The organism is Marivirga tractuosa DSM 4126 (assembly GCF_000183425.1).
GTDB lineage: Bacteria > Bacteroidota > Bacteroidia > Cytophagales > Cyclobacteriaceae > Marivirga > Marivirga tractuosa.
The window spans coordinates 4,480,818-4,505,079 of the sequence record NC_014759.1 but is presented as its reverse complement, the minus strand read 5'-3'; the positions used below and the strand labels follow the sequence as shown (position 1 = coordinate 4,505,079).

The window sequence follows — 24,262 nt, the reverse complement described above, 5'->3', positions numbered from 1 at the left end:
TTCCAAAAACCATAGAAACATGAATTTTAGAAGTGCTATTCCCCATATTGTTGCTGTAGTTATATTTATCATCATCAACCTAATTATGTATTGGCCGATTTTCATGGAAAATAAAGGGCTCAATCAAAATGATATTTTGCAAGGTGCGGGTGCCAATCAAGAAATAGTTGATTATAGAGCTGAAACTGGTGAAGAAGCTCTTTGGACCAATAGTATGTTCAGTGGAATGCCTGCCTATTTGATCAATGTACAGTGGTCTGGAGAATTAACTTATTACATTCAAAAGGCCGTAAGCTTGTGGCTGCCAAGTCCCGCTAGTCATACTTTCGTGGCCATGCTTAGTTTTTATATTCTTCTATTAGTCTTTAGAATAAATCCTTATCTCGCACTTGGCGGTGGTTTAGTATATGGTTTAAATACTTTTTTCCTCATATCTGTTGAAGCAGGACATATATGGAAAGTAGCAGCCATCTCATGGATGCCTGCAGTTTTGGGAGGAATCATTCTAGCTTTTAGAAAACAATACCTCTGGGCTTTTATCCTAACTGCACTTGCAATGGCTTTGGAAATTAGATCTAATCACTTACAAGTGACTTACTATTTACTGTTGATTGTTTTAGTATTTGGACTTTTCCAATTGATTAGTGCTATTCGAAATAAGACATTTCCTGAATTCTTTAAAGCAATTGGGGTATTGATTTTGGCTGTTTTATTAGGTGTCAGTACAAATATTGGTAAAATATGGACAGCCTATGAATATGGAAAATACTCCATTAGGGGACCAGCTGAATTAACATCGAATACAGAATCATCTGGAGGACTGGATAGAGATTACGCTTTTGCCTGGAGTAATGGAATTTGGGAACCTTTTACTTTTTTAATCCCTAATTTTTATGGCGGTGCGAGTCAGGAAGAAGTTTCTATGAGCTCCGATTTAGCAGAAGGCTTGAAACAAAGAGGAGCTGGAAGTGGGCAAGTGAGATCATTTGTAAAGAACGTACCAACATATTGGGGTGATCAGCCATTCACGAGCGGCCCATACTATATGGGTGCTATTGTCATATTCCTATTCATTTTAGGTACTATTCTCGTAAAAGGATCTGAAAAGTGGTGGTTAATTACAGCCTCCATTTTAGGAATAGTTTTGTCATGGGGGAAAAACTTTGAAGCCTTCAATTACTTTATGTTCGACTATTTCCCTGGCTATAATAAATTCAGATCTGTTTCCATGACAGTGGCCATTCCTTTCTTAACCATGCCTCTATTAGGATTTTTAGGGGTTAAAAAATTGATCGAATCTGATTGGAGAGAAAATAAAAAGAAATTTTTAACAGCTTTAGCAATTTCAGCAGGGCTATGCCTTTTAATGGTAGTTGCATCCTTTATGATGCGATTTAGAGGAGCTGTAGATGCCCAATTAGGTGATCAACAAGCATGGTTAGTTGAGTTAATAAGAGAACACAGAGCTTCCATGTTTAGAACTGACGCATTCCGCTCATTTTTCTTCATTGTTTTAGGAGGTGGAGTTTTGTATTTCTGGAAAGCTGGAAAATTAAAACAAAATCTGGCTATAGGATTATTTATAGTTGCTTTATTGATTGATTTTATCCCAGTAGGAAAACGCTATTTAAATGACGAGAATTTTCAAAAGGACGTAAAAGGAAGTTTCTTCCAAAAAACCGAGGCAGATCAAAAAATATTGCAAGATGATGACCATTATCGAGTTCTAAACCTACAGAATCCATTTAATGAAGCAAAAACCTCTTATTACCATTCTAGTATTGGAGGCTATCATGGTGCGAAAATGAGACGCTATCAAGATTTAATCAGTATGCATATTCAACAAGAAATGAACGGCCTAATTGAAAAATTAAGAAGTGGAGATACTGATTTAAGTGAATTTGGAGTACTCAATATGCTAAATACTAAGTATATCAAATTTGGTAATCAAGCAGGACAAGTTATTCAAAATAATAGCAGCTATGGAAATGCATGGTTTGTAGAAAATATTGAAGCTGTAAATAATCCGGATGAGGAAATTGAAACTTTAGGGCAAATCGATCCAAATCAAACAGCTGTTATCAATCAAAGCCGATTTGATATTACACAAGGAACTTTATCAAAAGGAAATATTGATTTAAAAAGCTATGCTCCAAATGAATTGGTCTATCAATCCAATAATGCTCAAACAGGCCTGGCATTATTTTCAGAAATCTATTACCCAAAAGGCTGGAAAGCTTATATTGATGGTAGAGAAGCCGATATTTTGCAAGCAAATTATGTACTTAGAGCATTAGAGATTCCAGCAGGTCAGCACCAAATCCGATTTGAGTTTAAGCCGGCTGCTTATTACACTGGAAATACTATTATGTGGATTGGGTCTGTTATCTTGATCATAGTCGTAATTGGAGGAATTGCTTATTCCTTTATTTCTAAACGATCTAAACAAGAAGAAGCGTGATATCCGTAATAGTTTGCACCTATAATAGGCAAGAATATTTACCAGATTGCCTTAAGCACTTAGCAAATCAATCAGCTGATAATAGAGATTTTGAAGTATTGATCATTGACAATAATAGTACTGATAATACAGCAAAGATTGCGAGTGATTTTATTAAAAGTCATCCCGATTTGAATGTTCATTATTTTTGCGAGATGAATCAAGGCCATACTTTTGCTAGAAATAGAGGCATAAAAGAAGCAAAAGGTGAAATACTCAGCTTTATAGATGATGACGCATTTGTAGATACCCATTTCATAAAAGAAATTCACTCCTATTTTAATCAACACGCTGAGGTGAGCGCGATAGGCGGTAAAATATTGCCCGTTTATGAAGGCAAGCATCCAAAATGGATGTCTAAATATTTGTTGACCCTGGTTTCCGCACTAGATATGGGAAATAATCCAAAAACATTTAAGGGAAGTAAATTTCCAATTGGTGCAAATATGGCTTTTAGAACTGAGGTATTTGAGAAATATGGCCATTTCAATACTGATTTAGGAAGAAGAGGCAGTGGATTAGAGGGTGGAGACGAAAAAGAAGTATTTCTAAGACTTAAAAGAGAAAAGGAAGCAATTCATTATGTTCCAAAAGTGAAGGTTGATCATATCATTCCTGAGAAAAGATTGACTATGGAATACATTAAAGGCCTTGGAATAGGTGTTGGCAGCAGTGAAAAAAGAAGGGTTACTAAAACGGGATTTGTAGAAACCGTTAAGAAAATATTTAGTGAAGTGATTAAAGCAGGAGCTACTTTGCTACTTTTCCTCATTTATTTTGCACAGGGAAAATTTGCTCAGGCTAATATGCTGGTGAAGTTTAGATTTTGGGTTTTACAGGGGTATTTAAAATAAGGAAAGATGAAATCAAAGGTTCAAATACTTCTTGAAAATATTTTCTTTTCTACTCTTAGTTTACCTAAGATTTTTTTGATATCAAAAAGACGCGGTTTCAAAAACATCCATAATAAAAAGATACACAAAAATTGCATTATTTTAGCTAATGGCCCTTCTTTGAAAAAATCAATTGAGCCCATTTCTAAAATCAAATCGAATTATGATTTGATGTGTGTTAATCATTTTGCCGAAACTGAAGCTTATTCCATTTTAAAGCCTACTCACTATATTCTAAATGCCCCTGAAATGTGGATGGATGATGTTGAGCCAGAATTTATTAAAAAAGGAGAGAAATTATTCAATGCCATTAGAGAAAATACAAAATGGGATATTAACCTATTTATTCCTGCAAGTGCAAATGGCTATAGCCGTTGGAAAAATATCTTGAAGCAAAACCCTCAAATTCACATCAATTATTTCAATACCACTCCTATTGAAGGTTTTGATTCACTTTTGACAAAATCAATTTACAAAGGCTGGGGAATGCCTAGACCCCACAATGTATTGATACCGTCCACAGTTTTATGCATGAGAATGCGCTATGAAAAAATTTATTTAATTGGAGCAGATCATTCCTGGTTACCAGAAATTTGGGTGGATGAAGCCAATAATGTATTCTTAACCCAAAAACATTTTTATGATGAGGGCAAAGCGAAAGCAAAACCTATGGATAAATTAGGCAAGGGAAATAGAAGTCTTCCAGAGATATTGGAAAAATTCACCTATGCCTTTTCTGCTTATTTTACATTAAATAAAATAGCCCAAAAGCATAATCAAAAAATTATTAATGCTACAGAAGGTTCATATATTGATGCCTTCGAAAGAATTAAGGAAATCCCATCCGAATAGAAAGTTCCAATTCACACTTAATCCTTAACTTTACCCCATGATTTCAATTCTTACAGGTGCGAAAAAAAACATAGGCGATTTTTTAATAGGTGATAGGGCAAAAAACTTACTCAAAACCTATGTAGATGAAGATATTTTGGAAATTAATCGCTTTGGAGAAATAGCTCCATATTTAGATCAAATAAATAAATCCAAAGCGCTCATTTTATGTGGTGGCCCTGCTTATACCGCAGATTTCTATCCTAACATCTATAATCTAAGCGAAATCCTTGATCAAATAAAAGTACCAATCATTCCTTTTGGACTAGGATGGACAGGAAAACCTTTTCATGAACATCTTAATTTCAAATTCACTCCCACTGCCTTAGAATTTGCTAAACAAATCCATCAATCAATTGAATTTTCAAGTTGCAGGGATGTATTAACAGAAGAAATCTTAAAGAAGAATGGGATTGAAAATGTTAAAATGACAGGCTGCCCAGTTTGGTATCATTTGGATTCTTTCGAAAAAACATTTGAAAAATTAGAAAACCCAAAAACTATAGTCATATCAACTGGAGCGAAACAATCACTTCTATTTCAATCGATTTCTTTGCTGGGAATGGTAAAATCGCTCTTTCCAGATAGTAAAATTATTGTTACCTATCACAGAGGTATTTTTCCTGGAAAAAACACTCCATTGAGAAAGGGATTATCCTACACGAGTATTGCCAGCTATGCTAAAGTTTTGGGCATGGAAGTAAGAGATGTATCAAGTGATTTGGGCAAAATTGCCTTTTATGAAGATTGCGATTTACATATAGGTTATAGAGTTCACGCACACCTTGATTTTCTAAGTCGAAAAAAACCTTCTTTATTAATTAATGAAGATGGTAGAGGATTAGGCATGATGAAAAGCCTCCATCTTCCAGTCTTTAATTATGATGAAAAACAAGTGCTCAAAAAAGTAGAAAAACAGCTCCTCTCCTATATAGAGGAGGAGTTTAAGTCATTTCAAGATACATTTAAGCTCATCGAAAATCATTTTGAGACAATGAAAGGCTTTTTGAATTACTTAAAAAACTTACCTTTTTAAAATTCAAATAAATTCCATTTTAAAACATCATCTTCTTTAATATCAAAAAGGGTCTTCTTTCCAATAAGTTGATCTATAAACTTAGGGCTAATACCATAGGCTGGTCTTTTCCAAGTGAGATGATCTTTGGTGATTACAGTTCCTTTAGGAATATCAGAGGTCGCAATTAAGCTTCTCCTTGCATTTTCAGCAGAAATACTTTCAGAAGCTAGCTTCTTTACTTCAAAATCACCTAGCAAAGTAATTTGATGCTCTAACTTCTTATAAAAATGCTTTAAATCCTCCTTATCCATAGCATGGTAATGATCATTTCCTGGCAAGCTTTTATCGTGCGTGAAATGCTTTTCAATAACTCTAGCACCCAAGAGCGTAGAAGCAATCAAAGTATCCATCTCTTTCGGTAAAGTATGATCAGAATATCCTATCAGATAATCAGGAAAATGATGTTGCAAACCTTTAATCATTCCAAGGTTGGCATTTTCATCAGGTGTAGGATAATTCAAAACGCAATGCAATAAGACCAAAGGAATATCGAATGGATTTATCCAGCTAACTGCTTCTTGAATTTCGTGTAATTCACTTGCACCAGTGGATAAAATAATTGGCTTTTTAAATGCCGCCATAAATTCAATAAAAGGCTTATTGGTGATATCCGATGAAGAAACCTTAAAAGCCGGCATCAAATCATTCAAAAATGTAGCCGAAGTGACATCAAAAGGAGTACTTAAAAATTCTATTCCTTCTTGGTCACAAATTTTCTTTAACTGCTCATATTCACCCTTCCAGAATTTATCATACTTTTGAAACAATGCATGTTGACTGGTGGTAGATTCCTGATTTAAATCCCAGTAGGAAGGCGAATTTTTGGAAGCAATTGTATCCGCTTTATACGTTTGGAATTTGATGGCATCAGCTCCTCCTTCTTGTGCCTCCTCAATTAATCTCTTGGCCAGTTCCATGCTACCTTCATGATTTACGCCAGCTTCGGCTATCATATAAGGTTGTTGGATTTTAAAATCGTATGGATTCTGACTATTTAAAAATTCTAAAAATTTCATTTCAATTATTAATTAATTCACGAATTAATTTTAGTACGTTCTTTTTACCTTCTTTAATATTATTTTTCAACATTTTCTGGTTCATTTCCTGTCTTAAATGCTGATCATCATATAATTTTACAAAAGATTGTTGAATAGATTCATTGTCTACATTTTCCCCCAGCCCTAAATGTAAAAAGCCATTTTCTTTACTTGCAAAGAAATGAGTCATCTCTCTCTCATTCTGCCCCATAATTATGGAAGGAGTTCCCAATAAGGCTAATTCATATACTGTTCTGCCTGCAGATGAAAATGCAATATCAGCCGAGAACATAAATTCTGAAATGCTTTTTACATTATGATAAAACTCCACTCCTGAATAATCTTCTTGATTTAAATTGTGACCATATCCCAAACCTAATACTACCACAATCTTAATAGAGTTGGATTGGCAAAATTCATATATGCAATCGAGTACTTTTTGTGTTAGATTATTTGGATCAGTTCCACCAAAAGAAATCAATACATTTTTAACTTCTTGGGATATTTCCTTCTCAGGATGCAGGAAAAATTCTTCTCTTGCACAAAAGTATTGAGCACCAAAATAGTGATTATTGAGCTGTATACTTTCAGGGTAAATAGCATTTATTACCAAATCAGCTTCATGAGCACCTGCTCCTAAATCCTCAAAATTTATGACTTTATAATTGTTGGTCTTTAAAGACTTCACGTACGCCTGTTCAGTATCTAGCCGGTCATTGATGACCACATCAGGTGAAAGTGCATTTATCGCCTCAAGTAATGATTCATTTTCTTGCTGAATATATACCGGGTAATTGTAGGATTTGATCTTCTCATAAGCCAAATCACTTTTTTTATCAACTAGAAAAACAACCTTATGATCAAGAATTTCACTCGCTAATAATAGACAGTTGTAAACATGCCCCAGACCAATTTCAGAATAGCCTGAAATGCAGAATAGGATCGTTTTCCTTCTCAATAAATATTCTGATACTGACCAATCCTCGAAATTATCAATATCGATAGCTTCATTTGCTGGCAATTCAAATAAATCAACTTTTTCACCAATTCTGGAATGAGGCTGGACTACATCTCTCCTACTTATGAAAAAACTTCCTGTTTCTTTAAATATCTGTGGTAACTGTTGACGATTAACTCTCGCTTTGTAATTTGGTAAATATCCCCCTTCATCATTCTCTTTCCAAGTCAGATGTGTGTCATTAACCACTGAAATAGTCGTTTCAATTTCAGGTTTTCCTATCATTCCTTCAATGGCTGAATCCAGGGACTTTCTGGAAAGTAAAGGAGAAGTAGGTTGAAGTGTGACAATTAAGTCATAATCCTTACTTTCATGACTACTGATTTTCTGAAAAGCATCATATATCACTGGGTCTAATGTAGTAGCGTCAACTGCCAAGGAAGCATCCCGATGATGAATTTTTGCACCATATTTTTCTGCTACAAAAGCGATTTCCTCATCATCAGTACTCACATATACATCAGGCTTATAATGAGAGGATAAAGCATTGGCAATGCTGTAGGAAATTAAAGGCCTTCCATTTAGCGGACGTAAATTTTTCCTCGGAATCCCCTTTGAACCTCCCCTAGCAGGTATAATGACCAATATTTCCATGCGACTATCTATTTTAAACCCTCTGCCAACTTTTTCAGTCCGCTAAATAAATCAATTGAAGGTTCATAGCCTAATTGATTTCGGATTTTAGAAATGGATGAAAGGCTTTTTTGAATATCTCCTTTCCTTTTTTCAAGGTAATTAGCGTCTTTATCGTATCCGTATATCTCTTTAAGGATGGAAAATAATTCATTGATGCTGGTGGGATTTCCACTACCTACATTGAATACATCATTTTGCACAGCAGATAACGCCCCTCTAATCAAAGCATTTACCACATCATTCACATGGACAAAATCTCGGATTTGTTCACCATCTCCATATATCGATATTGGTATTGATCTATTCATCTTATCAGTGAATAAGGAAATCACACCAGAATAAGGTGAGGAAGGATCTTGCCCATCACCATACACATTAAAAAACCTAAATCCGATTGATTGTATCCCATAAAATTCAAAATAGGAACGAGCATGAATTTCATTCATTTGTTTTGAAACCGCATAAGGTGATTGCGGTTGCATGGGAAAGTCTTCCGTGACTGGCATTTTTTCAACTTCACCATAAATAGCTGAGGACGAAGCATAAATGACCTTTTTAACATTTTTTTCTTTCGCTAATTCTAAAATTCTAATAAATCCTGACTCATTAATTTGATGAGTTAGTTCCGATTTCTCAAATGATAAGGGAACACTCACTAAAGCAGCCAGATGAAATATAAAATCAATTTCAAGAGGTAGGTCATCTGACCCTATATCTAATATCTCTTTCTGAATAAAAGAGTACTCCGTTTTTAATCTATTAAGATTTTCAATTTTACCCGTGGATAAATCATCGACTACTATTAACTGTTTTGGCTGTAAATTTAAAATCTCATTTACTAAATGATGACCTATAAATCCGGCACCACCTGTTACTACTATGATTTTATTTTGAAAGTCTACTTTTTTATTCATCAGTAAATAACAAATATTTTAGTTTTTTATACTTTGGAGAATTTTAATTTCTAGAAAATGAAATCTATTGCAAAAACTCCCTTAGTATTAATTTTTACAATAATCTGTATAAATTTTGGATATTCCCAATCCATACATTCTGATAGTGTGGGGAATCGAACTGAAAATCCTAATTACCTCTTGCATATAAATGGTAGTCTTAACACAAATGAATTATATATAAATGGAGAATTATTTGAACCATATGACTCAAATAATCCAATTGATTTAAATGGTTATGGTGAGAATGTTGACATAATAACTATTAAAAATGAAAATTTTAGTAGAATTAATTCAATTGTTGCAAGCAATAACTTAGATGAAACTAATGCCTTTGTTGGAAATCGTTCAGGTGGTACATTAGATGCTCCATCTAACATAACAGAAAATCAAAGAATTGTTGGAGTTTACGGGAAGAGTTTTGCAAATGGAAATTATTTCGTGAATGCAGCCGTTGAACTTATTGCAGGTGAACTGTCCGGAACAAATGGAGTTTCGAGCTATATTAAATTTGGGACGACTGGTGTTGGTTCCACTCAAAGAGCTGAAAGAATGAGAATTTCTGAAAAGGGAAATGTGGGTATTGGCACAACAGACCCAAAATCGAAATTACAAGTAACCGATGGAGATATATACATCGAAAATGCTTTAAGTGGCGTTATTATGACTTCACCTGACGGAAACTGCTGGAGAATGACAGTAGACAATAGTGGGAACCCGCAATTTAGCTCCATTACTTGTCCAGAATAGAATCCCAGAATTGTCAAAAAATTATTAAGGGGAGACTTATTAGTTCTCCCCTTTTATTTTAAATCACTCTTCCCAAAATAAACCTTCGCTGCCTTCATAACTTTAGGTGCCAAGATAAATGCTGAAATCATAGTTGGAAAAGCCATTAATGCATACATTCCATCTATTAATCCGATCACTGCTCCTAAGGAGGCAATTGATCCCCATACTACCATTCCAATATAAAAGTACAGATACCAACGAACATGTTGTGCTCCAAACAAATAGGAAAAGCATTTTCCTCCGTAATAGGAATAACTGAAAAGAGAAGTAATAGCAAAAACAAATAAAGCTAAGACCAATAAATACCTACCGCCCCAAAGGGAGTCATCAAAAGCCTTAATGGTGAGCGTCACTCCGCTAATGCCTTCTGTATGATCTTGCCATATTCCAGTGATCAAAATCGCCAGTGCCGTCATTGTACAAACAATAATAGTATCTATTGCAGGTCCCATCATGGCAACTAAACCTTCCCGAACGGGTTCATTTGTTTTCGCAGCACCATGTGCCATTGGAGCCGTTCCAATTCCTGCTTCATTAGAGAAAGCCGCTCTTCTTGCCCCTGCAACGACAATCGCACCTACTGCCCCACCCAATACTGAGTTAGCCGTAAATGCATCAACAAAAATAAGTTTTAAATACTGTGGGACTAATTCATAATTCAATATAAGTATGGCAATTACTGCTATTACATAAATACCCACCATCAAAGGAACCATTCGACCTGCTACATTTCCGATTCTTTTGATACCACCTAAAATCACCATAGCTACAATGATGGCTAAAATAATTCCGATTGTTAATTTTATTCCAAAAGTGAGTTCAATGCCCATGGGCAATAAAAGCCCTTCCCCTATTGCCGCTGTCAGCTGATTGGACTGGAAACTGGGAATGGTTCCAAACATACCTGCCACACAAAACAAAACGGCCAATGGCTGCCATTTTTTGCCTAGCCCTTCACTAATTACATACATTGTACCACCTTGCAAATGACCGAGTGAATCCTTACCTCTGTACATCACTGCAAGAGTACAGGTGAAAAATTTAGTGGCCATTCCCACAAATGCACTGACCCACATCCAAAATATGGCTCCTGGGCCACCCATGGTAATTGCAACTGCGACACCACTGATGTTTCCCATGCCAACGGTTGCCGCCAAAGCAGTAGAAAGGGCCTGATAATGATTAATATCCCCTTCACTTTTTTCACCATCATACTTACCTCTTAATATTTGTACAGCATGCTTGAAATATCGAAAAGGAAGAAAACGGGAGTAAATAAGGAAAAAGAGTCCGCCTCCCATTAATAATAATAAAAGAGGTGTCCCCCACATCGCATTACCAAAACCTACTAAAACTTCTTTTAATGTCATTTATTTTGAAATTCGTAAGCTGCTAAAGTAATAAACATAAATTATTTGTCGTGATAAAATCAAATAATTAAGTGGATAAAATTCTAAATATTGCTTCATACAAAAGGCTTACCATTGTAATCACAAAAAAACTATTTAAAAAAAACTATTAAAAATTGAAATTTTATCATTTACAGAAGAAATACGATAACAATTTTAAAAGAAATGAATATATTTATCCCATAAACTTAAAACTATACTTATGAAACTAAAACTACTATTACCTACGATTGCGCTCTTGTTTTCAACCGCAGTTTATGCTCAGGATATTACTGCAGATGAGATAATCAACAATTACTTTGAAAACACAGGTGGAAAAGAAGCCTGGGGAAATTTAGAGGGTATTAAAATGACTGCCAAAATCAATCAGGGTGGTATGGAAATTCCTGTAGAAATTGTCCAACTAAAAACGGGCAAAATGTATACTAAAGCTTCCTTGCAAGGAAAAGAACTAATGCAAAACGTTTTTGATGGAGAAGTGCTATGGTCTACTAATTTCCAAACTATGAAAGCCGAGAAAAGCGATCAGGAAACTACTGATAATGCTGCATTAGAAACAAAAGATTTTCCTGATGCATTATTTAACTATAAAGAAAGAGGCTATCAAGCAGAATTGGTGGGGAAAGAAACCATAGAAGGTGCAGAAACTTATAAAGTAAAATTAACTAAAAAGCCTAAAAAAGTAGATGGCAAAGAAGTAGAAAACATAACATTCTACTATTTTGAGACAGAGAATTTCGTTCCAATTCTTCAAGAAACCGAAATTAAACAAGCCCCTATGGCTGGAAAAATTCAGCAAACCACAATGAGTGATTATCAGGAGGTTGAAGGCTTATATTTTCCTTTCTCCATAAGCTCAGGTATTAAGGATATGGGGTCTCAAGCCATTCAAATTGAATCAATCGAATTGAACCCTGAAATTGATGATGAGGTATTTATGTATCCAACTGAATAAAAGCATTTAACAATCAAAATATCTAAAGCTGTTTAGTTTTTTTATTGAAATAACCTCAATCAATTACCTAAGCAGCTTTTTTTTTGTACAAAAACTTTAATTCTACTAAAATGAAAAAAATATTTATGATTTCTGCCATCCTAACGCTGTTGGGAACTGGTAGTTACAGTCAAGAAATAGTGCTATCGGGCAAAGAGCTATTTGGCGACCTTTCCGCAAGACAAATTGGACCAGCTTTAATGAGTGGAAGAATTTCTGATTTGGAAGGACATCCGACCAATAGCAGAATAATATATGCTGGAACGGCCGGTGGCGGTGTGTGGAAATCCACTAATGGTGGAGCAATGTTTACTTCAATTTCTGATGATTTACCACAATCGATCGGTGTTGTCCGTTTAGATCCGAATGCACCTGATCAAAACATATGGGTAGGCACAGGAGAAACCTGGGTACGAAACAGTGTTTCCATTGGGAAAGGACTATTTTATTCAAAAGATGGAGGCGTTAATTGGGAAGAAATTCCTGCATTTAAGAATTCCGAACGAATCAGTAGTATTGAAATAAACCCTGAAAACAGCCAAGAAATATATGTTGGCGTGCTAGGGGCTTTATGGGGAGATAGTGCAGACCGTGGTGTTTATAAAACTACCGATGGAGGTGCAACTTGGTCTAAAATACTCTATAGTAATGAAACCACAGGCTGCAGTGATTTAATTATGGATCCTAATAATCCTAATATCCTCTACGCATCAATGTGGGAATTTCGTAGAACACCTTGGTCTTTCAACTCCGGTGGTCAGAATAGCGCTTTATTAAAATCAACAGATGGAGGCAAAAGCTGGAATAAAATACACAATGGGTTTCCAGAAGGAACATTAGGACGTATTGCAGTTGCAGCAGCACCTTCTGATCCTAATATATTATATGCAGTTTTAGAAACGGAAAAAGAAGAGGGCAAAGGTCTTTACAGATCTGAAAACGCTGGAGAATCTTGGAAAAAACTCAATGATGATTTCGGACTGGTAGTAAGACCCTTCTACTTTTCAAGAATAGTAGTTGACCCTAATGATCCCGAAACAGTTGTTAAAGGTGGTCTTTTTGGCTCTATAAGCAGAGATGGAGGTAAAACCTTCAAAAATATGGGGGCAATGCATGCAGATATTCATGATATTCTTTTTGACAATAAAGATTCAGACCGAATATATGCTGGTACCGATGGAGGAGTTTACCGCTCTTGGGATGGAGCACGAACTATGGAAATTGTAGAAAACATACCCGTTTCTCAGTTTTATCATATCAGCTTGGATAATGCGGAACCTTACAATATTTATGGCGGACTACAAGACAATGGATCATGGTACGGCCCTTCATCATCACCAGGTGGAATTGAAGCTAGAGATTGGAATAGCGTGGGCGCAGGAGATGGATTTAGAGTATTAAAGCATAGAAGTAAGCCTATTATTTATTCTGAAATGCAAGGAGCCGAAAATGTTTGGCGTTATGACACTGAGAAAAATAAAACTAAAACCATTCAGCCTTTACCTGCTGAGGGTGATCCTAAACTAAGGTTTAATTGGAATGCACCTATCGCTTTAAGTCCAAATAATGACGATAGAATTTATATAGGAAGCCAATTCTTGCATAAATCTGAAGATATGGGTGATAACTGGGTAAAAATATCTCCAGATCTTACCACAAATGATCCAAAAAAACAACAGCAAGAAGAATCAGGTGGCTTGTCTGTAGATAACTCTGGAGCAGAAAACCATACAACAATATTTACTATTGCTGAATCTCCGCTTAATGAAAATATCATATGGGTAGGTACTGATGATGGAAATGTTCAAGTAACTCAAGATGGAGGTAAAAATTGGACCAATACGGTTGGAAATATCACCGGATTACCAAAAAACTCTTGGGTATATCACATTGAAGCTAGCGTTCATAATGCAGGAACTGCTTATGCAGTATTTGACAGGCACACCTTAAATGATATGAAGCCCTATATCTATAAAACAACAGATTTTGGAAAAAGCTGGACTTCACTTGTGACCCCAAATATTGAAGGTTTTGCAAGAAGTATACAAGAAGATTATGAAAAGGAAGATCTGCTTTACTTAGGTACTGAATTGGGATTATACATCACAATAGATGGTGGGAAAAATTGGAATAAATTCACCAATAATATGCCAGCAGCAGCTGTTCATCATATAGATCTTCACCCTAAAACAAATGATCTCGTAATGGCCACACATGGTAGAGGAATCATTATTATAGATGATATTAGTCCTTTAAGAGAAATCAATCAGGAGATTTTAGCTAAAGATGTTCATTTCTTCAAGACTAAACCTAGTATGATGGTAGAGCAAAGTGGTTTTGGTGGTGGAAGCACAGAAACCCAATTTATTGGTCCTAATCCTCCTCGGGATGCTCAAATAATATACTACCTGAAAAAACGCCATACATTTGGTAAGATGTCAATGGAAATACAAGACGCTGAAGGTAAATTTATCTCTGAATTGAGTCCTGGCAAATCAAAAGGTATAAATGTGGTGAGTTGGAATTATACTTCCAAGGCTCCAAAAATGGCAAAGGGAAAGACCATTACTTTTGGTGGTTTTACAGCGCCAAGAGTCTCTGCTGGCACCTACAAAGTTGTCATGAAGAAGGGAAAAGACACTTACTCCACAGATTTGATAGTTGAATATGATTCAACTTCATTGCTGACAGCGGAGGAAAGAAAATTCAAAGAAAAAACTGTTTTAAAACTTTATGATCTGTCTCAAGAATTAGCCTACATGGTTTATGAGTTAGACACTTACCTTGCTGCCGCAGAAAGTCTTCCCGAAGAAAACAGAAAAGCAGCTAAAATAGCTACAACGGTAACCAAAGAATTACAAGCACTTAAAGAAAGCTTAGTGGTAACAACTGGTGATATGTACGTGGGGGCAGCAGAACCTCAATTAAGAGAAAAACTGTCAGAATTATATAGCAAACTTGCTTCTGGATTTGATAAGCCTTCAGGAACCGAAATCCAAAATCTAAAATTATTAGAAAAGAGGTTTAACAAGGCGAAAGATGATTTTGAGAATATTAAGAGCAAAGAAGTGAAAAAGTTAAACCAGTTTATGGAGGAAAACAATATTCAAATTACTGAAATAATGACTTATGAAGAGTTTTTGAATAGCAGTTTATAAAAAAACAAGCCTGCCGATTAAAAATATCGGCAGGCTTCTAATTAAATATTTATCAAGTTCGAAAACATTCTAAACTGTAAATGCTCCTTCCTTAACTTATAGTAAATTCAATTTAATCCCTCCATTAATCACAAACCCATCAACGGGAGCATAGATATCACGAAATTGTGGATTTTCTATATTTCCTCTATACACAGTATCAAAAGCCGTTTGCCTGGTATCGGTAAAATTCTCAAAGTTTAGAAACACAGAAAACATTTTGCTAAATCGCTTTTCAGACATTAATCCAAAAATCCAATAGGACTGTCCTGTTTCACCATCATTGAGTTTTTGCGGACTGAAATAATAAGCTTCTAATCCCAACCAGAAATTTCCATGCTTTTCGTACATCAACACATTGTTTAATCGATGCTTCGCTACTAAAGGCATTTGAACAGTGGTATTATTACGGGTTCTATTAACATCTGCAAAAGTATAGCCTGTGAAAAGTTTAAAATCTTCATAACCCCATTTCAAGTTTAATTCTATTCCCTTAGAATCAATAAAGCCAGCGGATTGGCTAAATTCAAATTGATTTTGAACCGGAACCAAATTCAATGGATTCTCAATTTGGGTGTAGAAGAATAAAGCATTAGAGGTTAATGATAACTTTTCTGTAAAGCTATAGCTATAATTAATATCAAAATTAGCACCATAAGAACGTTCTGCTAATAATTCAGACCTATCCAATGGTCTCACACTTTGAAATTGTAGAGTCTCAGCTTCTTCAGAAAATACCGTTGGCGTTTTATACCCTAAACCTCCCCCCATTCTAAATGTAAGACTGTTTGTTGGAGTGTACATAAGCGACAATCTTGGCAAAGGGAAAAACCCATATTGATTGTTGTAATCCAATCTTAAGCCACTCTCTACTGCAATATTTTCAGAGAAATCATAAGTGTTTTGCAAAAATATACCTGTAGTATTTTCTTGGAAATTATGGATAAAACCACTACCACCTTCGCTTTGATCAAAATTATCAGTCCATAAGTTTAATCCACCAATCCACTCTGAATTTTCCATTACATAATTGAAGTTCAACTCACTAAAGGAAGAAAACTGCAGTCCTGAAAAACTGTAATCTGGAATTTCTATTCTTCTATCAAAATAACTAATGCTATTTTTAAAGGAAGCTTTAAAATTATCTTCAAAAGAATGATCAATTAAAATTTGACTTGAGACACGATCTGTTTCATTTAATTCATAATATGGGTTATTGACAACCTCTCCATTAATAAAATCAATGTTTCCACCCAAACGCTCTTCTTTCACCATATTTAATCCAATCTCTATTTTAGTTTCGTCCCTGGGATAAATAAAAAGTTCAGGGTTGAGTGTAAAACGATCAAATTCAGGGATTGCTGTTAATCCTATACCAGCCGGGTCATAAGCAGTTCCTTTATTATAAGATGCGAAAATTGTAGTTCCTATTTTATCATTTCTATTAGCATAAAAACTGCTAACATCCAATCCCAAAGCCGATGTTCCGTTAAACATCATGCTTAATTCAGGTTCAGTTTTAGGATCCTTAGAGATCAAATTGACTAGTCCAGCTATGGCACCTCCACCATACAAGGTAGAGTTGGCACCTTTAATAACCTCAACTTGCTTTAAATCCAAAGGGGCTATTTGCATTAAGCTCAAACTACCTGAATAACCAGAAAAAAGTGGTAATCCATCACGCAAGAGTTGCGTATATTTTCCATCCAGACCTTGAATCCGAATACTGGAATTATAACTTGTAGCTGATGTTTGCTGAGTTCTTATACCGGTACTTTCATTTAATAACATCCGGATGTCACCCGGCTTCATATTGCCTTTCTCTGCCAGTTCTTCACCAGCAATCATCTCTATTCTAGTCGGAATATCATCAATGGTTCGGCTTGACCTTGTAGAACTCACTACGACCTCTTCCATTTCATCATGTCCATGATGAAGTTTAAAAGTTAATAATTCAGTGGCTTCTTTAGAAGGAAATACCAATTCGAAGGTCATGGTTTCGTAGCCCACAAAACTAATTTGAAACTGATGTTTTCCTTCAGGAATATTAATTATAACCGCTTTTCCATCAGTATCGGTCACAGCTCCTAAATTCAATTCTTTGCTATGAACAGTGGCTCCTATTACTGGTTCTTCGCTTTCTTCGTCCAGTATTAAAGTCGTAATTTGGTATTGCGCTAGTAAATCAATGTTATTGATTGTCAATAACAGAGCACTAGCAAAAATAATCTTTTTAAGCATAATAAATACAGATTAAAATAAATGAATAAGTTAAATCATTTTACCTAGAAGTAAAATGGTGTTTGAATTCTATTTATGATATCTGCATTGGTGGCTTTAGAAGTTTGAAATGTAGCTCCTTCTTGCGGTTTCTCTCAATAAAAGGAGTCAATGTAGATCGGGGTTCTAAATTAGTATTTTTAAATACTAAAGGAATATCTATTAATATATTTCCAGTGCAATTTCCACACTCAAAGAAAGGCGAACAGGGAAATTCCTGATCGTGATTTTCGGAATTCTCATTTTTACAAGTAATTAATTCATCATCTGCACAAAGATCTTCCTGCTCACAGCAAAACGAAAGTGAGCTGAATAATACGACCACGGTGAGAACAACTGAACTAAAACGCTTCAAAATAGACTTCCTTCCTTTTGTTGTAATTACAAAATTAACTCAATTTCTATTAAACATTAAACGATTATGCTAAAAGTATAATCAATTAGCAGTTAATACTCTTCAATTATTATCATCATCTATAAATTTATTTAAGCCGATCAATTATTTTTATTTGGATTGATTATAAATAGTGTATATGTTTGCATTATTATTTTTAATCAATCTAAATACATTTATAAAATGAATAAATACTTACTCCCGATACTTCTTCTTATCGGCATGCAGTCTGCTTTTGCTCAACAAAGCCAAATATCAGGAACCGTTACAAAAACTAATGGGAATCCCATTGAATTTGTGAATGTTGCCTTAAAAGAAAAAAACACTGGGGCAGTTACTAACCAAAACGGACAGTACATTATTTCCGATATTACTCCCGGTAGATATACATTAGTTTGCTCTTTTGTGGGCTATCAATCAGCTGAGAGAAAAATTCAAATTAAAGAAGATGAGAATTTGAACATTAATTTCACCTTAAAAGACGATGCGCTTCAGTTGGATGAAATCACGGTTAATTATACTCAAAAGAATAAATTTCACCGTGATAGTAGTTTTATTGTTTCAAAAATTCCTTTAAAAGACATTGAAAATCCACAGGTATATAATTCTATCCCTAAAACTATTTTAAAAGAGCAGGTAGTTACCAATATGAATGATGCATTGAAAAATGCCACTGGTGTCACCCGTTTATGGGAATCTACCGGAAGAGGTGGAGATGGTGCTGAATTCTATTCCATGAGAGGATTTTCAGTGCAGCCTACTTTAGTCAATGGAATGCCCGCTATCAATAATGCAGGACTTGACCCTGCTAATGTGGAATCCATTGATATTATCAAAGGTCCTTCTGGGACATTATTTGGCAGTCCTGTAATATCTTATGGCGGTATGATCAATATCACGACCAAACAGCCGTATGAATCATTTGGCGGATCAATCAATTACATAACTGGAAGTAATGGATTAAATAGATTTGCAGCAGATGTGAATTCCAAAATAACGGATCAATCTTTTGCTAGGGTTAACATGGCTTATAACAAACAAAACTCTTTTCAAGATGCAGGTTTTAGTGAATCGCTTTTTATAGCACCCTCATTTAAATTTAAGCCTTCTGATAAATTAACATTCTTAGTGAATACTGCATTTTCTATCTTCAGAAAGCGCTAATGCTCCAATGCTATTTTTGAATAGAAATGCTGAGCTTTCTTATGATAACATCAATGTGTTTGAAGATGTGTATAGTCGATCATTTACCTCAAATGATTTAACTATAAAGAATCCTTCTTTTGGCTTGCAAGCTCAGGCCTTATATGAGATTTCTGATAACTGGACTTCTCAAACGGCTATTTCAAGAAGCAATACAAAGGCAAACGGCTTCTATCACTATCTATGGGATTTAACGGATGGTGAAAATTTTGCCCGATACATTTCAAAAAGAAATAGTGAAACAAATACTACCGACATCCAGCAAAATTTCCTTGGGGATTTCAAAATAGCTGGATTAAGAAATAGAATTGTGATAGGTTTAGATTACTATAATTCTATTCTCAGAGACAACAGTTCTGGATACGTGCAAAATGGTACAGTTAATATCCAAACACAAGAGGATAATGGTGTACTAACGGCAGCAGGAACAAATGCATTACTGGAAGAAAATTTTGCTGGGATAAATGAAGCCACCAATGAAGTGATGAGTGCCTACATTTCTGATGTAATCAATATCACTCCTGCCCTATCAGCTATGGCAAGTGTAAGAATTGATCGATTCTCAGGTAAACCCTCTATTTATGCTGTAGAACCAATAGAAGAACAATATGCAATTTCTCCTAAATTAGGTTTGGTGTATCAAGTTTTGGATGAAAAACTTTCTGTTTTTGGGAATTATATGAATGGATTTGTCAATCAAGCTCCGCAACAAGTTGCTGATGCGGATGGTTCTAATCCTCGATTGAAAAGCTTTGATCCTGAAAATGCGAATCAGTATGAAGGGGGGATTAAATCTAACTTCTTTAATAATAGAATAAGTGTAACTGCCAGCTACTACCATATTACGGTAGCCAATAGATTAATGACTGACCCAGAAAATATTAATAATTCCATTCAAGGTGGAGAAGTGGTGAGTCAAGGATATGAGGTCAGCCTTACTGCAAACCCAATTAATGGTTTAAATCTGATAGCAGGATATAGCAATAATGAGAGTGAAGTAACAGAAGATTATGAGGCTTCAGGCTATTTGGGATTGAGACCGGAAGAAGATGGTCCTGCTCAATTATTTAATTTCTGGGCGAGCTATGTTGTTCCTTCTGGAGAATTAAAAGGATTAGGAATTGGATTTGGAGGAAATGGTGCCAGCGAGCATAAAACTATAAACAGAGCCAATACTGGGACTTTTGTATTACCTACTTATCAGGTGTACAACGCTTCTCTTTCCTATTCTAATTTCCAGTATGACATCATATTGAAAATGAATAATATCATGAACGAGAAATATTTCTCAGGTTGGTCAACTGTCACTCCACAGAATTTAAGAAACCTTTCTCTAAGTCTTAATTTCAAGTTCTGATTTCTTGCACTCTCTTAAAAGTAGTCAGTAACTCTAAACCAGTAGCTCAGGCTTAAGCCTGGGCTGTTCTGGTTTCTTCACAATTGAAAGAAAATAAATGAAGAAAATAACTAATAAAATTCATCTCATTCTAGGCTTAGGATCAGGCCTGGTTGTATTTATAGTTGCCATTACGGGATGCCTGTGGGTTTTTAGAGAAGAAATAAAAGCCGTAACACAAGAAGAACTCATAATTGAAAACTCGAATAATGAGTTCCTCAGCATTACTGAAGCAGAAAAAATTGCACATACTGTTTATCCCGATAAGTTAATACATGGCATCCTCTATGATGACACATCAGAGCCCATTGAGGCCATATTTTACCAAGCAGAACCACTTTTTTATAGCTCTGTATTTATTCACCCGACTCAGGGCACTATACTTAAAACTGAAAATCATTTAACTGGCTTCTTTGCTTTTGTATTGGATGGTCATATTCATCTTTGGCTGCCAGAAGCCATTGGAACTCAAATCGTAAAATGGTCTACGGTTCTTTTTTTACTTTTAGTCATTAGCGGAATTTACCTTTGGTGGCCAAGAAATAAAAAGAATAAAAAGCAAAGATTCAAATTTGATTGGAAATCCACCACTAAATGGAAACGAAAAAATTTTGATCTCCACAGCATTTTTGGTTTCTATGTGAGCATATTCGCCTTAATTTTTATTCTAACTGGGTTAATAATGGCTTTCCCCATCGTAAATAAAGCCGTTTACCGGGCGATGGGCGGCCAGAAAGAAGCTACCTTCCTAATTCCCGATGGTTCCAAATATGAATCAACTGATGTGTCTAAATCCATAGACCAACTATTGGGAAAATTACAGAAAGAATATCCTTCTGCTATGGACTATGAAATTCATCTTCCTCACTCAGATTCATCCGCCATTTATGTGGAGATTTCTAATGAAGACGGAGTATTTTATAATTCTGACTTTGTATTTTTCGATCAAAACACCTTTAAAGAGATTCCTTCTGGCACTTATTACGGCAAGTATGATCAAGCCAATATTCCAGATAAATTAATACGAATGAATTACGATACCCATATAGGAGCAATTGCCGGTTTACCAGGAAAAATAATTGCATTTCTCGCTAGTTTAACGGTTGCTTCTTTACCAGTAACAGGTTTTTTACTGTGGTATGGGAGAAAATTTAAAAAGAAGAAGAAAAAGAAAAAAAGAATTAAGAACAGAGAACTAGCTCAAGCCTGATAGGAAAATTAGGTAGAACTTTTTTACTAGTCCTAAAGGTGGCCGGGCATAAAAATAATCCTTTATGCCTGCCCCCTTCATTGCTTTTTATATTTTTGCCACATGGCAACAATATCAGTTATCCAAAATAAGCTAATCAATCCACTTCAGCAATATCTTGAAAAGATAGACCTCAGAACTGATTTTTTGAAAGTAGACATTGACTTCAAAAAGCTCTACCATCAAAAAACTTCACATTTCGATGAACTAGCAGAGGAAATGGAATTGAAATGGGATGATTTCCTTGAAACGGATTTAGGTTTTTCATTTGACTTACTTCATCTTCAACCTACAGAATATCATTTGTTCTTTGAGCCAGAATATCATTTCAACCGCTATAGGCTCAAAACATTAAGAAACAAATTTTATCAAGATATCCCCTTCTTTGATTTACAAAAATGGAGAACTTATTGTCGATCTAAAGAAAAGGAAGCTTTTAAAGGCGGTTTAACCAATGAAATATGGACTAATCCGTTAGCTGAGAACTTAGTAGGCAAAGCCGATGAACAAGGCTATTTCGGTGGCAACGGTAGTCCAGGTTGGAAACTTCATGCCATTGCCAATTTCTGCTTAGATTTGTATTGTCGTCAGCATAAGATTAAATTCCTGCGATTAACTCCTTACGATAGCTTTATGGCACAGGGAAAAATTGAATTACTAGGGAATTCATTGAAGTTAAGGAAACAAGAACAGCCCATCCAACAAATGATTAGTAGGAAAATTGGATATGAAATTCCGGGCAATATACACGAAGCAAAATAAGTCCTACATTGACTTTCTAAAATGATATTGTACAATTTTAATAACTTTGTATTGATTAATCGTTAAATACTAAGAAATGCCAAAGATATTCGAATATTTGGGTATTGTGATTTTCTTTTACTCTAATGAACATGAACCAATTCATGTTCACGCCAAAAAAGGAGAGTTTCAAAGCAAAGCGGAATTCGGTATTAGAAATGGTGAGATTACTGAAATAAAGATTAAAAATATTTCAGGTGCGAGTCCATTAAAAGGAAAAGAACTTAAAAACTTCGAGATTTTTCTTGAAAAATATGCGGAGAAAATAGTTGAGAAGTGGGTCAATTATTTTGTTTATCACAAGGACGTTGAATTTGAAAAAATTACAAAGAAATTAAAATGAAAATAATTGTTGATTATAATGATTCAAAATCTGAGCTAAAAGAATTAAAAATTCATTCAGCAAAATATTTAGCAGATTATGCAATCCGAATAAAATTTAATGATGGAACTGAAAAGGTTGTTGATTTCAAACCCTTTTTATCAAAGTCAAACCATCCCTCTATTAAGAAATATTTAGATGAAAATAAATTCTCAGATTTTTCATTAACGGATGGCAATTTAAACTGGAACGATTACGACCTAATCTTTCCAATTATAGACTTATATAGTGGAAAAATAAAAGAATAATCTATTGTCGTCTCGAATTGCAAACACTCCATATAAAAATATTCTTCTATTCTTCTAACAAAATAATCACAAAGCGTTTATTGCTGATATGAAGTCATTCCTATTTCTTATTTTAAGTATTATCTTTTCATTCAATACATGGGCACAATGCCTTGAACAATCAACCGCCTACCAAGCAGGTGAAGAAATATGGTATGACGTTAAATACAATTGGGGGGTAATCTGGGTGGATGCCGGTGAGGTGATGTTTGCTGTAGAAGATGCCAAGTGGGAAGGTTATGATGCGCATTGGTTCAAAGGCTACGGTCGCTCCATGCCAAAATGGGACTGGGTTTACAAAGTAAGAGATACCTTCGATGCAATCGGTACACAAGAGCAACTCAAACCGCTTTATTTTCATAGAAATACTAGCGAAGGAAGTTATAAAGTCAATAATAAATATTGGTTTGATAAAGAAAAGGAAACTATAAAAGCCGAGGTATATAATTCTGATGATGAGGAAAAGATAAAGAAAAACGTACCATTTAATGATTGTATCTGGGATGTGCTGTCAGCAATTTATTACGCTAGAAATCTAGATTTCAAAAGTTATAGTTCAGAAGAAAAAATTCCATTCAATTTGATTGTAGATGGTAAAGTTCACAATTTATATGTTCGCTACTTAGGAAAAGAAAAACTGGAAATGCCTGATGAAAAAGTTTACAATACGATCAAATTCAGTGCCTTATTAGTAGAAGGCACCATTTTCGATGGCGGAGAAGACATGACCGTCTGGGTAACTGATGATAAAAATAAAATCCCATTAAAAGTACAGGCTAAAATTCAGGTTGGTTGGGTAAAAGCATTTCTAAAAAGCACAAAAGGCTTAAAATATGGTGCAATTACTCCGCTCAATCCCTAAATTGCAGGCT

Annotated in this window: 19 protein-coding genes; 14 read left to right on the top strand and 5 right to left on the bottom strand. The window is 35.0% G+C overall.

Features of this window, described 5'->3' with window-relative positions; translation table 11 throughout:
* Nucleotides 1-19: 19 nt before the first annotated feature.
* From FTRAC_RS18945 to FTRAC_RS18930, 4 genes are all read left to right on the top strand, one after another.
* Nucleotides 20-2,461, top strand: a complete 2,442-nt coding sequence (locus FTRAC_RS18945) for a YfhO family protein (RefSeq protein WP_013455904.1) — start codon at nt 20-22, stop codon at nt 2,459-2,461.
* Nucleotides 2,458-3,354, top strand: coding sequence for a glycosyltransferase (locus FTRAC_RS18940; protein ID WP_013455903.1), 897 nt, complete (start codon nt 2,458-2,460; stop codon nt 3,352-3,354). Before FTRAC_RS18945 ends, FTRAC_RS18940 begins: the two co-directional genes overlap by 4 nt.
* Nucleotides 3,355-3,513: 159 nt before the next feature.
* Nucleotides 3,514-4,245 carry a hypothetical protein gene (locus FTRAC_RS18935; RefSeq protein WP_148230114.1) on the top strand — a complete coding sequence of 244 codons (732 nt, stop codon included), beginning with the start codon at nt 3,514-3,516 and terminating at the stop codon, nt 4,243-4,245.
* A gap of 37 nt (nt 4,246-4,282) precedes the next feature.
* Nucleotides 4,283-5,320: a polysaccharide pyruvyl transferase family protein gene (locus tag FTRAC_RS18930; RefSeq protein ID WP_013455901.1), complete on the top strand. Its 1,038-nt coding sequence runs from the start codon at nt 4,283-4,285 to the stop codon at nt 5,318-5,320.
* On the opposite strand, the gene FTRAC_RS18925 is transcribed toward FTRAC_RS18930, so the two are convergent.
* Genes FTRAC_RS18925 through FTRAC_RS18915 form a run of 3 tightly spaced genes read right to left on the bottom strand, consistent with a single transcriptional unit; the run spans nt 5,317 to nt 8,967 of the window.
* Nucleotides 5,317-6,378: an N-acetylneuraminate synthase family protein gene (locus tag FTRAC_RS18925; protein ID WP_013455900.1), complete on the bottom strand. Its 1,062-nt coding sequence runs from the start codon at nt 6,376-6,378 to the stop codon at nt 5,317-5,319. The genes FTRAC_RS18930 and FTRAC_RS18925 overlap by 4 nt on opposite strands.
* A 1-nt stretch (nt 6,379) precedes the next feature.
* The gene (locus tag FTRAC_RS18920; RefSeq protein WP_013455899.1) at nt 6,380-8,011 is read right to left on the bottom strand and encodes a cytidylyltransferase domain-containing protein; all 1,632 of its coding nucleotides are present in this window, start codon (nt 8,009-8,011) and stop codon (nt 6,380-6,382) included.
* Nucleotides 8,012-8,019: 8 nt separating this feature from the next.
* A complete protein-coding gene (locus FTRAC_RS18915; RefSeq protein ID WP_013455898.1) occupies nt 8,020-8,967 on the bottom strand; it encodes an NAD-dependent epimerase/dehydratase family protein in 948 nt (315 codons plus the stop codon).
* Nucleotides 8,968-9,024: 57 nt separating this feature from the next.
* Here FTRAC_RS18915 and FTRAC_RS18910 point away from each other — a divergent pair, with 57 nt between their 5' ends.
* Entirely contained in the window at nt 9,025-9,756 is a 732-nt protein-coding gene (locus FTRAC_RS18910) for a hypothetical protein (protein WP_013455897.1), read from the top strand.
* A 53-nt stretch (nt 9,757-9,809) separates the two neighbouring features.
* On the opposite strand, the gene FTRAC_RS18905 is transcribed toward FTRAC_RS18910, so the two are convergent.
* Nucleotides 9,810-11,168: an alanine/glycine:cation symporter family protein gene (locus FTRAC_RS18905; RefSeq protein ID WP_013455896.1), complete on the bottom strand. Its 1,359-nt coding sequence runs from the start codon at nt 11,166-11,168 to the stop codon at nt 9,810-9,812.
* A gap of 241 nt (nt 11,169-11,409) precedes the next feature.
* Between FTRAC_RS18905 and FTRAC_RS18900 the strand changes: the two genes are divergently transcribed.
* Nucleotides 11,410-12,162, top strand: coding sequence for a LolA-like protein (locus tag FTRAC_RS18900; RefSeq protein WP_013455895.1), 753 nt, complete (start codon nt 11,410-11,412; stop codon nt 12,160-12,162).
* A gap of 110 nt (nt 12,163-12,272) precedes the next feature.
* Nucleotides 12,273-15,359, top strand: coding sequence for a WD40/YVTN/BNR-like repeat-containing protein (locus FTRAC_RS18895; protein WP_041650021.1), 3,087 nt, complete (start codon nt 12,273-12,275; stop codon nt 15,357-15,359).
* A gap of 96 nt (nt 15,360-15,455) precedes the next feature.
* Here FTRAC_RS18895 and FTRAC_RS18890 read toward each other — a convergent pair whose 3' ends face one another.
* Nucleotides 15,456-17,639, bottom strand: coding sequence for a TonB-dependent receptor (locus FTRAC_RS18890; RefSeq protein WP_013455893.1), 2,184 nt, complete (start codon nt 17,637-17,639; stop codon nt 15,456-15,458).
* A 616-nt stretch (nt 17,640-18,255) separates the two neighbouring features.
* On the opposite strand from FTRAC_RS18890, the gene FTRAC_RS20055 reads away from it, so the two are divergent.
* The 7 genes from FTRAC_RS20055 (at nt 18,256) to FTRAC_RS18860 (ending at nt 24,252) form a co-directional block, all read left to right on the top strand.
* Nucleotides 18,256-19,236, top strand: a complete 981-nt coding sequence (locus FTRAC_RS20055; protein ID WP_245545999.1) for a TonB-dependent receptor — start codon at nt 18,256-18,258, stop codon at nt 19,234-19,236.
* A gap of 7 nt (nt 19,237-19,243) precedes the next feature.
* A complete protein-coding gene (locus tag FTRAC_RS20050) occupies nt 19,244-20,632 on the top strand; it encodes a TonB-dependent siderophore receptor (protein WP_245545998.1) in 1,389 nt (462 codons plus the stop codon).
* A gap of 97 nt (nt 20,633-20,729) precedes the next feature.
* A complete protein-coding gene (locus FTRAC_RS18880; RefSeq protein ID WP_013455892.1) occupies nt 20,730-21,881 on the top strand; it encodes a PepSY-associated TM helix domain-containing protein in 1,152 nt (383 codons plus the stop codon).
* Nucleotides 21,882-21,983: 102 nt separating this feature from the next.
* Nucleotides 21,984-22,682, top strand: coding sequence for a DUF7255 family protein (locus tag FTRAC_RS18875; protein ID WP_013455891.1), 699 nt, complete (start codon nt 21,984-21,986; stop codon nt 22,680-22,682).
* A gap of 76 nt (nt 22,683-22,758) precedes the next feature.
* On the top strand, nt 22,759-23,064 hold the full coding sequence (locus FTRAC_RS18870; protein WP_013455890.1) for a DUF4160 domain-containing protein: 306 nt from the start codon (nt 22,759-22,761) through the stop codon (nt 23,062-23,064).
* Entirely contained in the window at nt 23,061-23,351 is a 291-nt protein-coding gene (locus tag FTRAC_RS18865; protein WP_013455889.1) for a DUF2442 domain-containing protein, read from the top strand. Before FTRAC_RS18870 ends, FTRAC_RS18865 begins: the two co-directional genes overlap by 4 nt.
* Nucleotides 23,352-23,439: 88 nt before the next feature.
* Nucleotides 23,440-24,252 (top strand): DUF3108 domain-containing protein, encoded by an 813-nt coding sequence (locus FTRAC_RS18860; RefSeq protein ID WP_013455888.1) that lies wholly within the window; start codon nt 23,440-23,442, stop codon nt 24,250-24,252.
* Nucleotides 24,253-24,262 lie beyond the last annotated feature (10 nt).

Excerpts from the sequence above, each read along its gene's own strand:
- FTRAC_RS18910 (WP_013455897.1), top strand. The coding sequence starts at position 9,025 with ATGAAATCTATTGCAAAAACTCCCTTAGTATTAATTTTTACAATAATC.
- FTRAC_RS18895 (WP_041650021.1), top strand. The coding sequence starts at position 12,273 with ATGAAAAAAATATTTATGATTTCTGCCATCCTAACGCTGTTGGGAACT.
- FTRAC_RS18930 (WP_013455901.1), top strand. The coding sequence starts at position 4,283 with ATGATTTCAATTCTTACAGGTGCGAAAAAAAACATAGGCGATTTTTTA.
- FTRAC_RS18880 (WP_013455892.1), top strand. The coding sequence starts at position 20,730 with ATGAAGAAAATAACTAATAAAATTCATCTCATTCTAGGCTTAGGATCA.
- FTRAC_RS20050 (WP_245545998.1), top strand. The coding sequence starts at position 19,244 with ATGCTATTTTTGAATAGAAATGCTGAGCTTTCTTATGATAACATCAAT.
- FTRAC_RS18905 (WP_013455896.1), bottom strand. The coding sequence starts at position 11,168 with ATGACATTAAAAGAAGTTTTAGTAGGTTTTGGTAATGCGATGTGGGGG.
- FTRAC_RS18890 (WP_013455893.1), bottom strand. The coding sequence starts at position 17,639 with ATGCTTAAAAAGATTATTTTTGCTAGTGCTCTGTTATTGACAATCAAT.
- FTRAC_RS18920 (WP_013455899.1), bottom strand. The coding sequence starts at position 8,011 with ATGGAAATATTGGTCATTATACCTGCTAGGGGAGGTTCAAAGGGGATT.
- FTRAC_RS18945 (WP_013455904.1), top strand. The coding sequence starts at position 20 with ATGAATTTTAGAAGTGCTATTCCCCATATTGTTGCTGTAGTTATATTT.
- FTRAC_RS18860 (WP_013455888.1), top strand. The coding sequence starts at position 23,440 with ATGAAGTCATTCCTATTTCTTATTTTAAGTATTATCTTTTCATTCAAT.
- FTRAC_RS18900 (WP_013455895.1), top strand. The coding sequence starts at position 11,410 with ATGAAACTAAAACTACTATTACCTACGATTGCGCTCTTGTTTTCAACC.
- FTRAC_RS18875 (WP_013455891.1), top strand. The coding sequence starts at position 21,984 with ATGGCAACAATATCAGTTATCCAAAATAAGCTAATCAATCCACTTCAG.
- FTRAC_RS18925 (WP_013455900.1), bottom strand. The coding sequence starts at position 6,378 with ATGAAATTTTTAGAATTTTTAAATAGTCAGAATCCATACGATTTTAAA.
- FTRAC_RS20055 (WP_245545999.1), top strand. The coding sequence starts at position 18,256 with ATGAATAAATACTTACTCCCGATACTTCTTCTTATCGGCATGCAGTCT.
- FTRAC_RS18865 (WP_013455889.1), top strand. The coding sequence starts at position 23,061 with ATGAAAATAATTGTTGATTATAATGATTCAAAATCTGAGCTAAAAGAA.
- FTRAC_RS18915 (WP_013455898.1), bottom strand. The coding sequence starts at position 8,967 with ATGAATAAAAAAGTAGACTTTCAAAATAAAATCATAGTAGTAACAGGT.
- FTRAC_RS18870 (WP_013455890.1), top strand. The coding sequence starts at position 22,759 with ATGCCAAAGATATTCGAATATTTGGGTATTGTGATTTTCTTTTACTCT.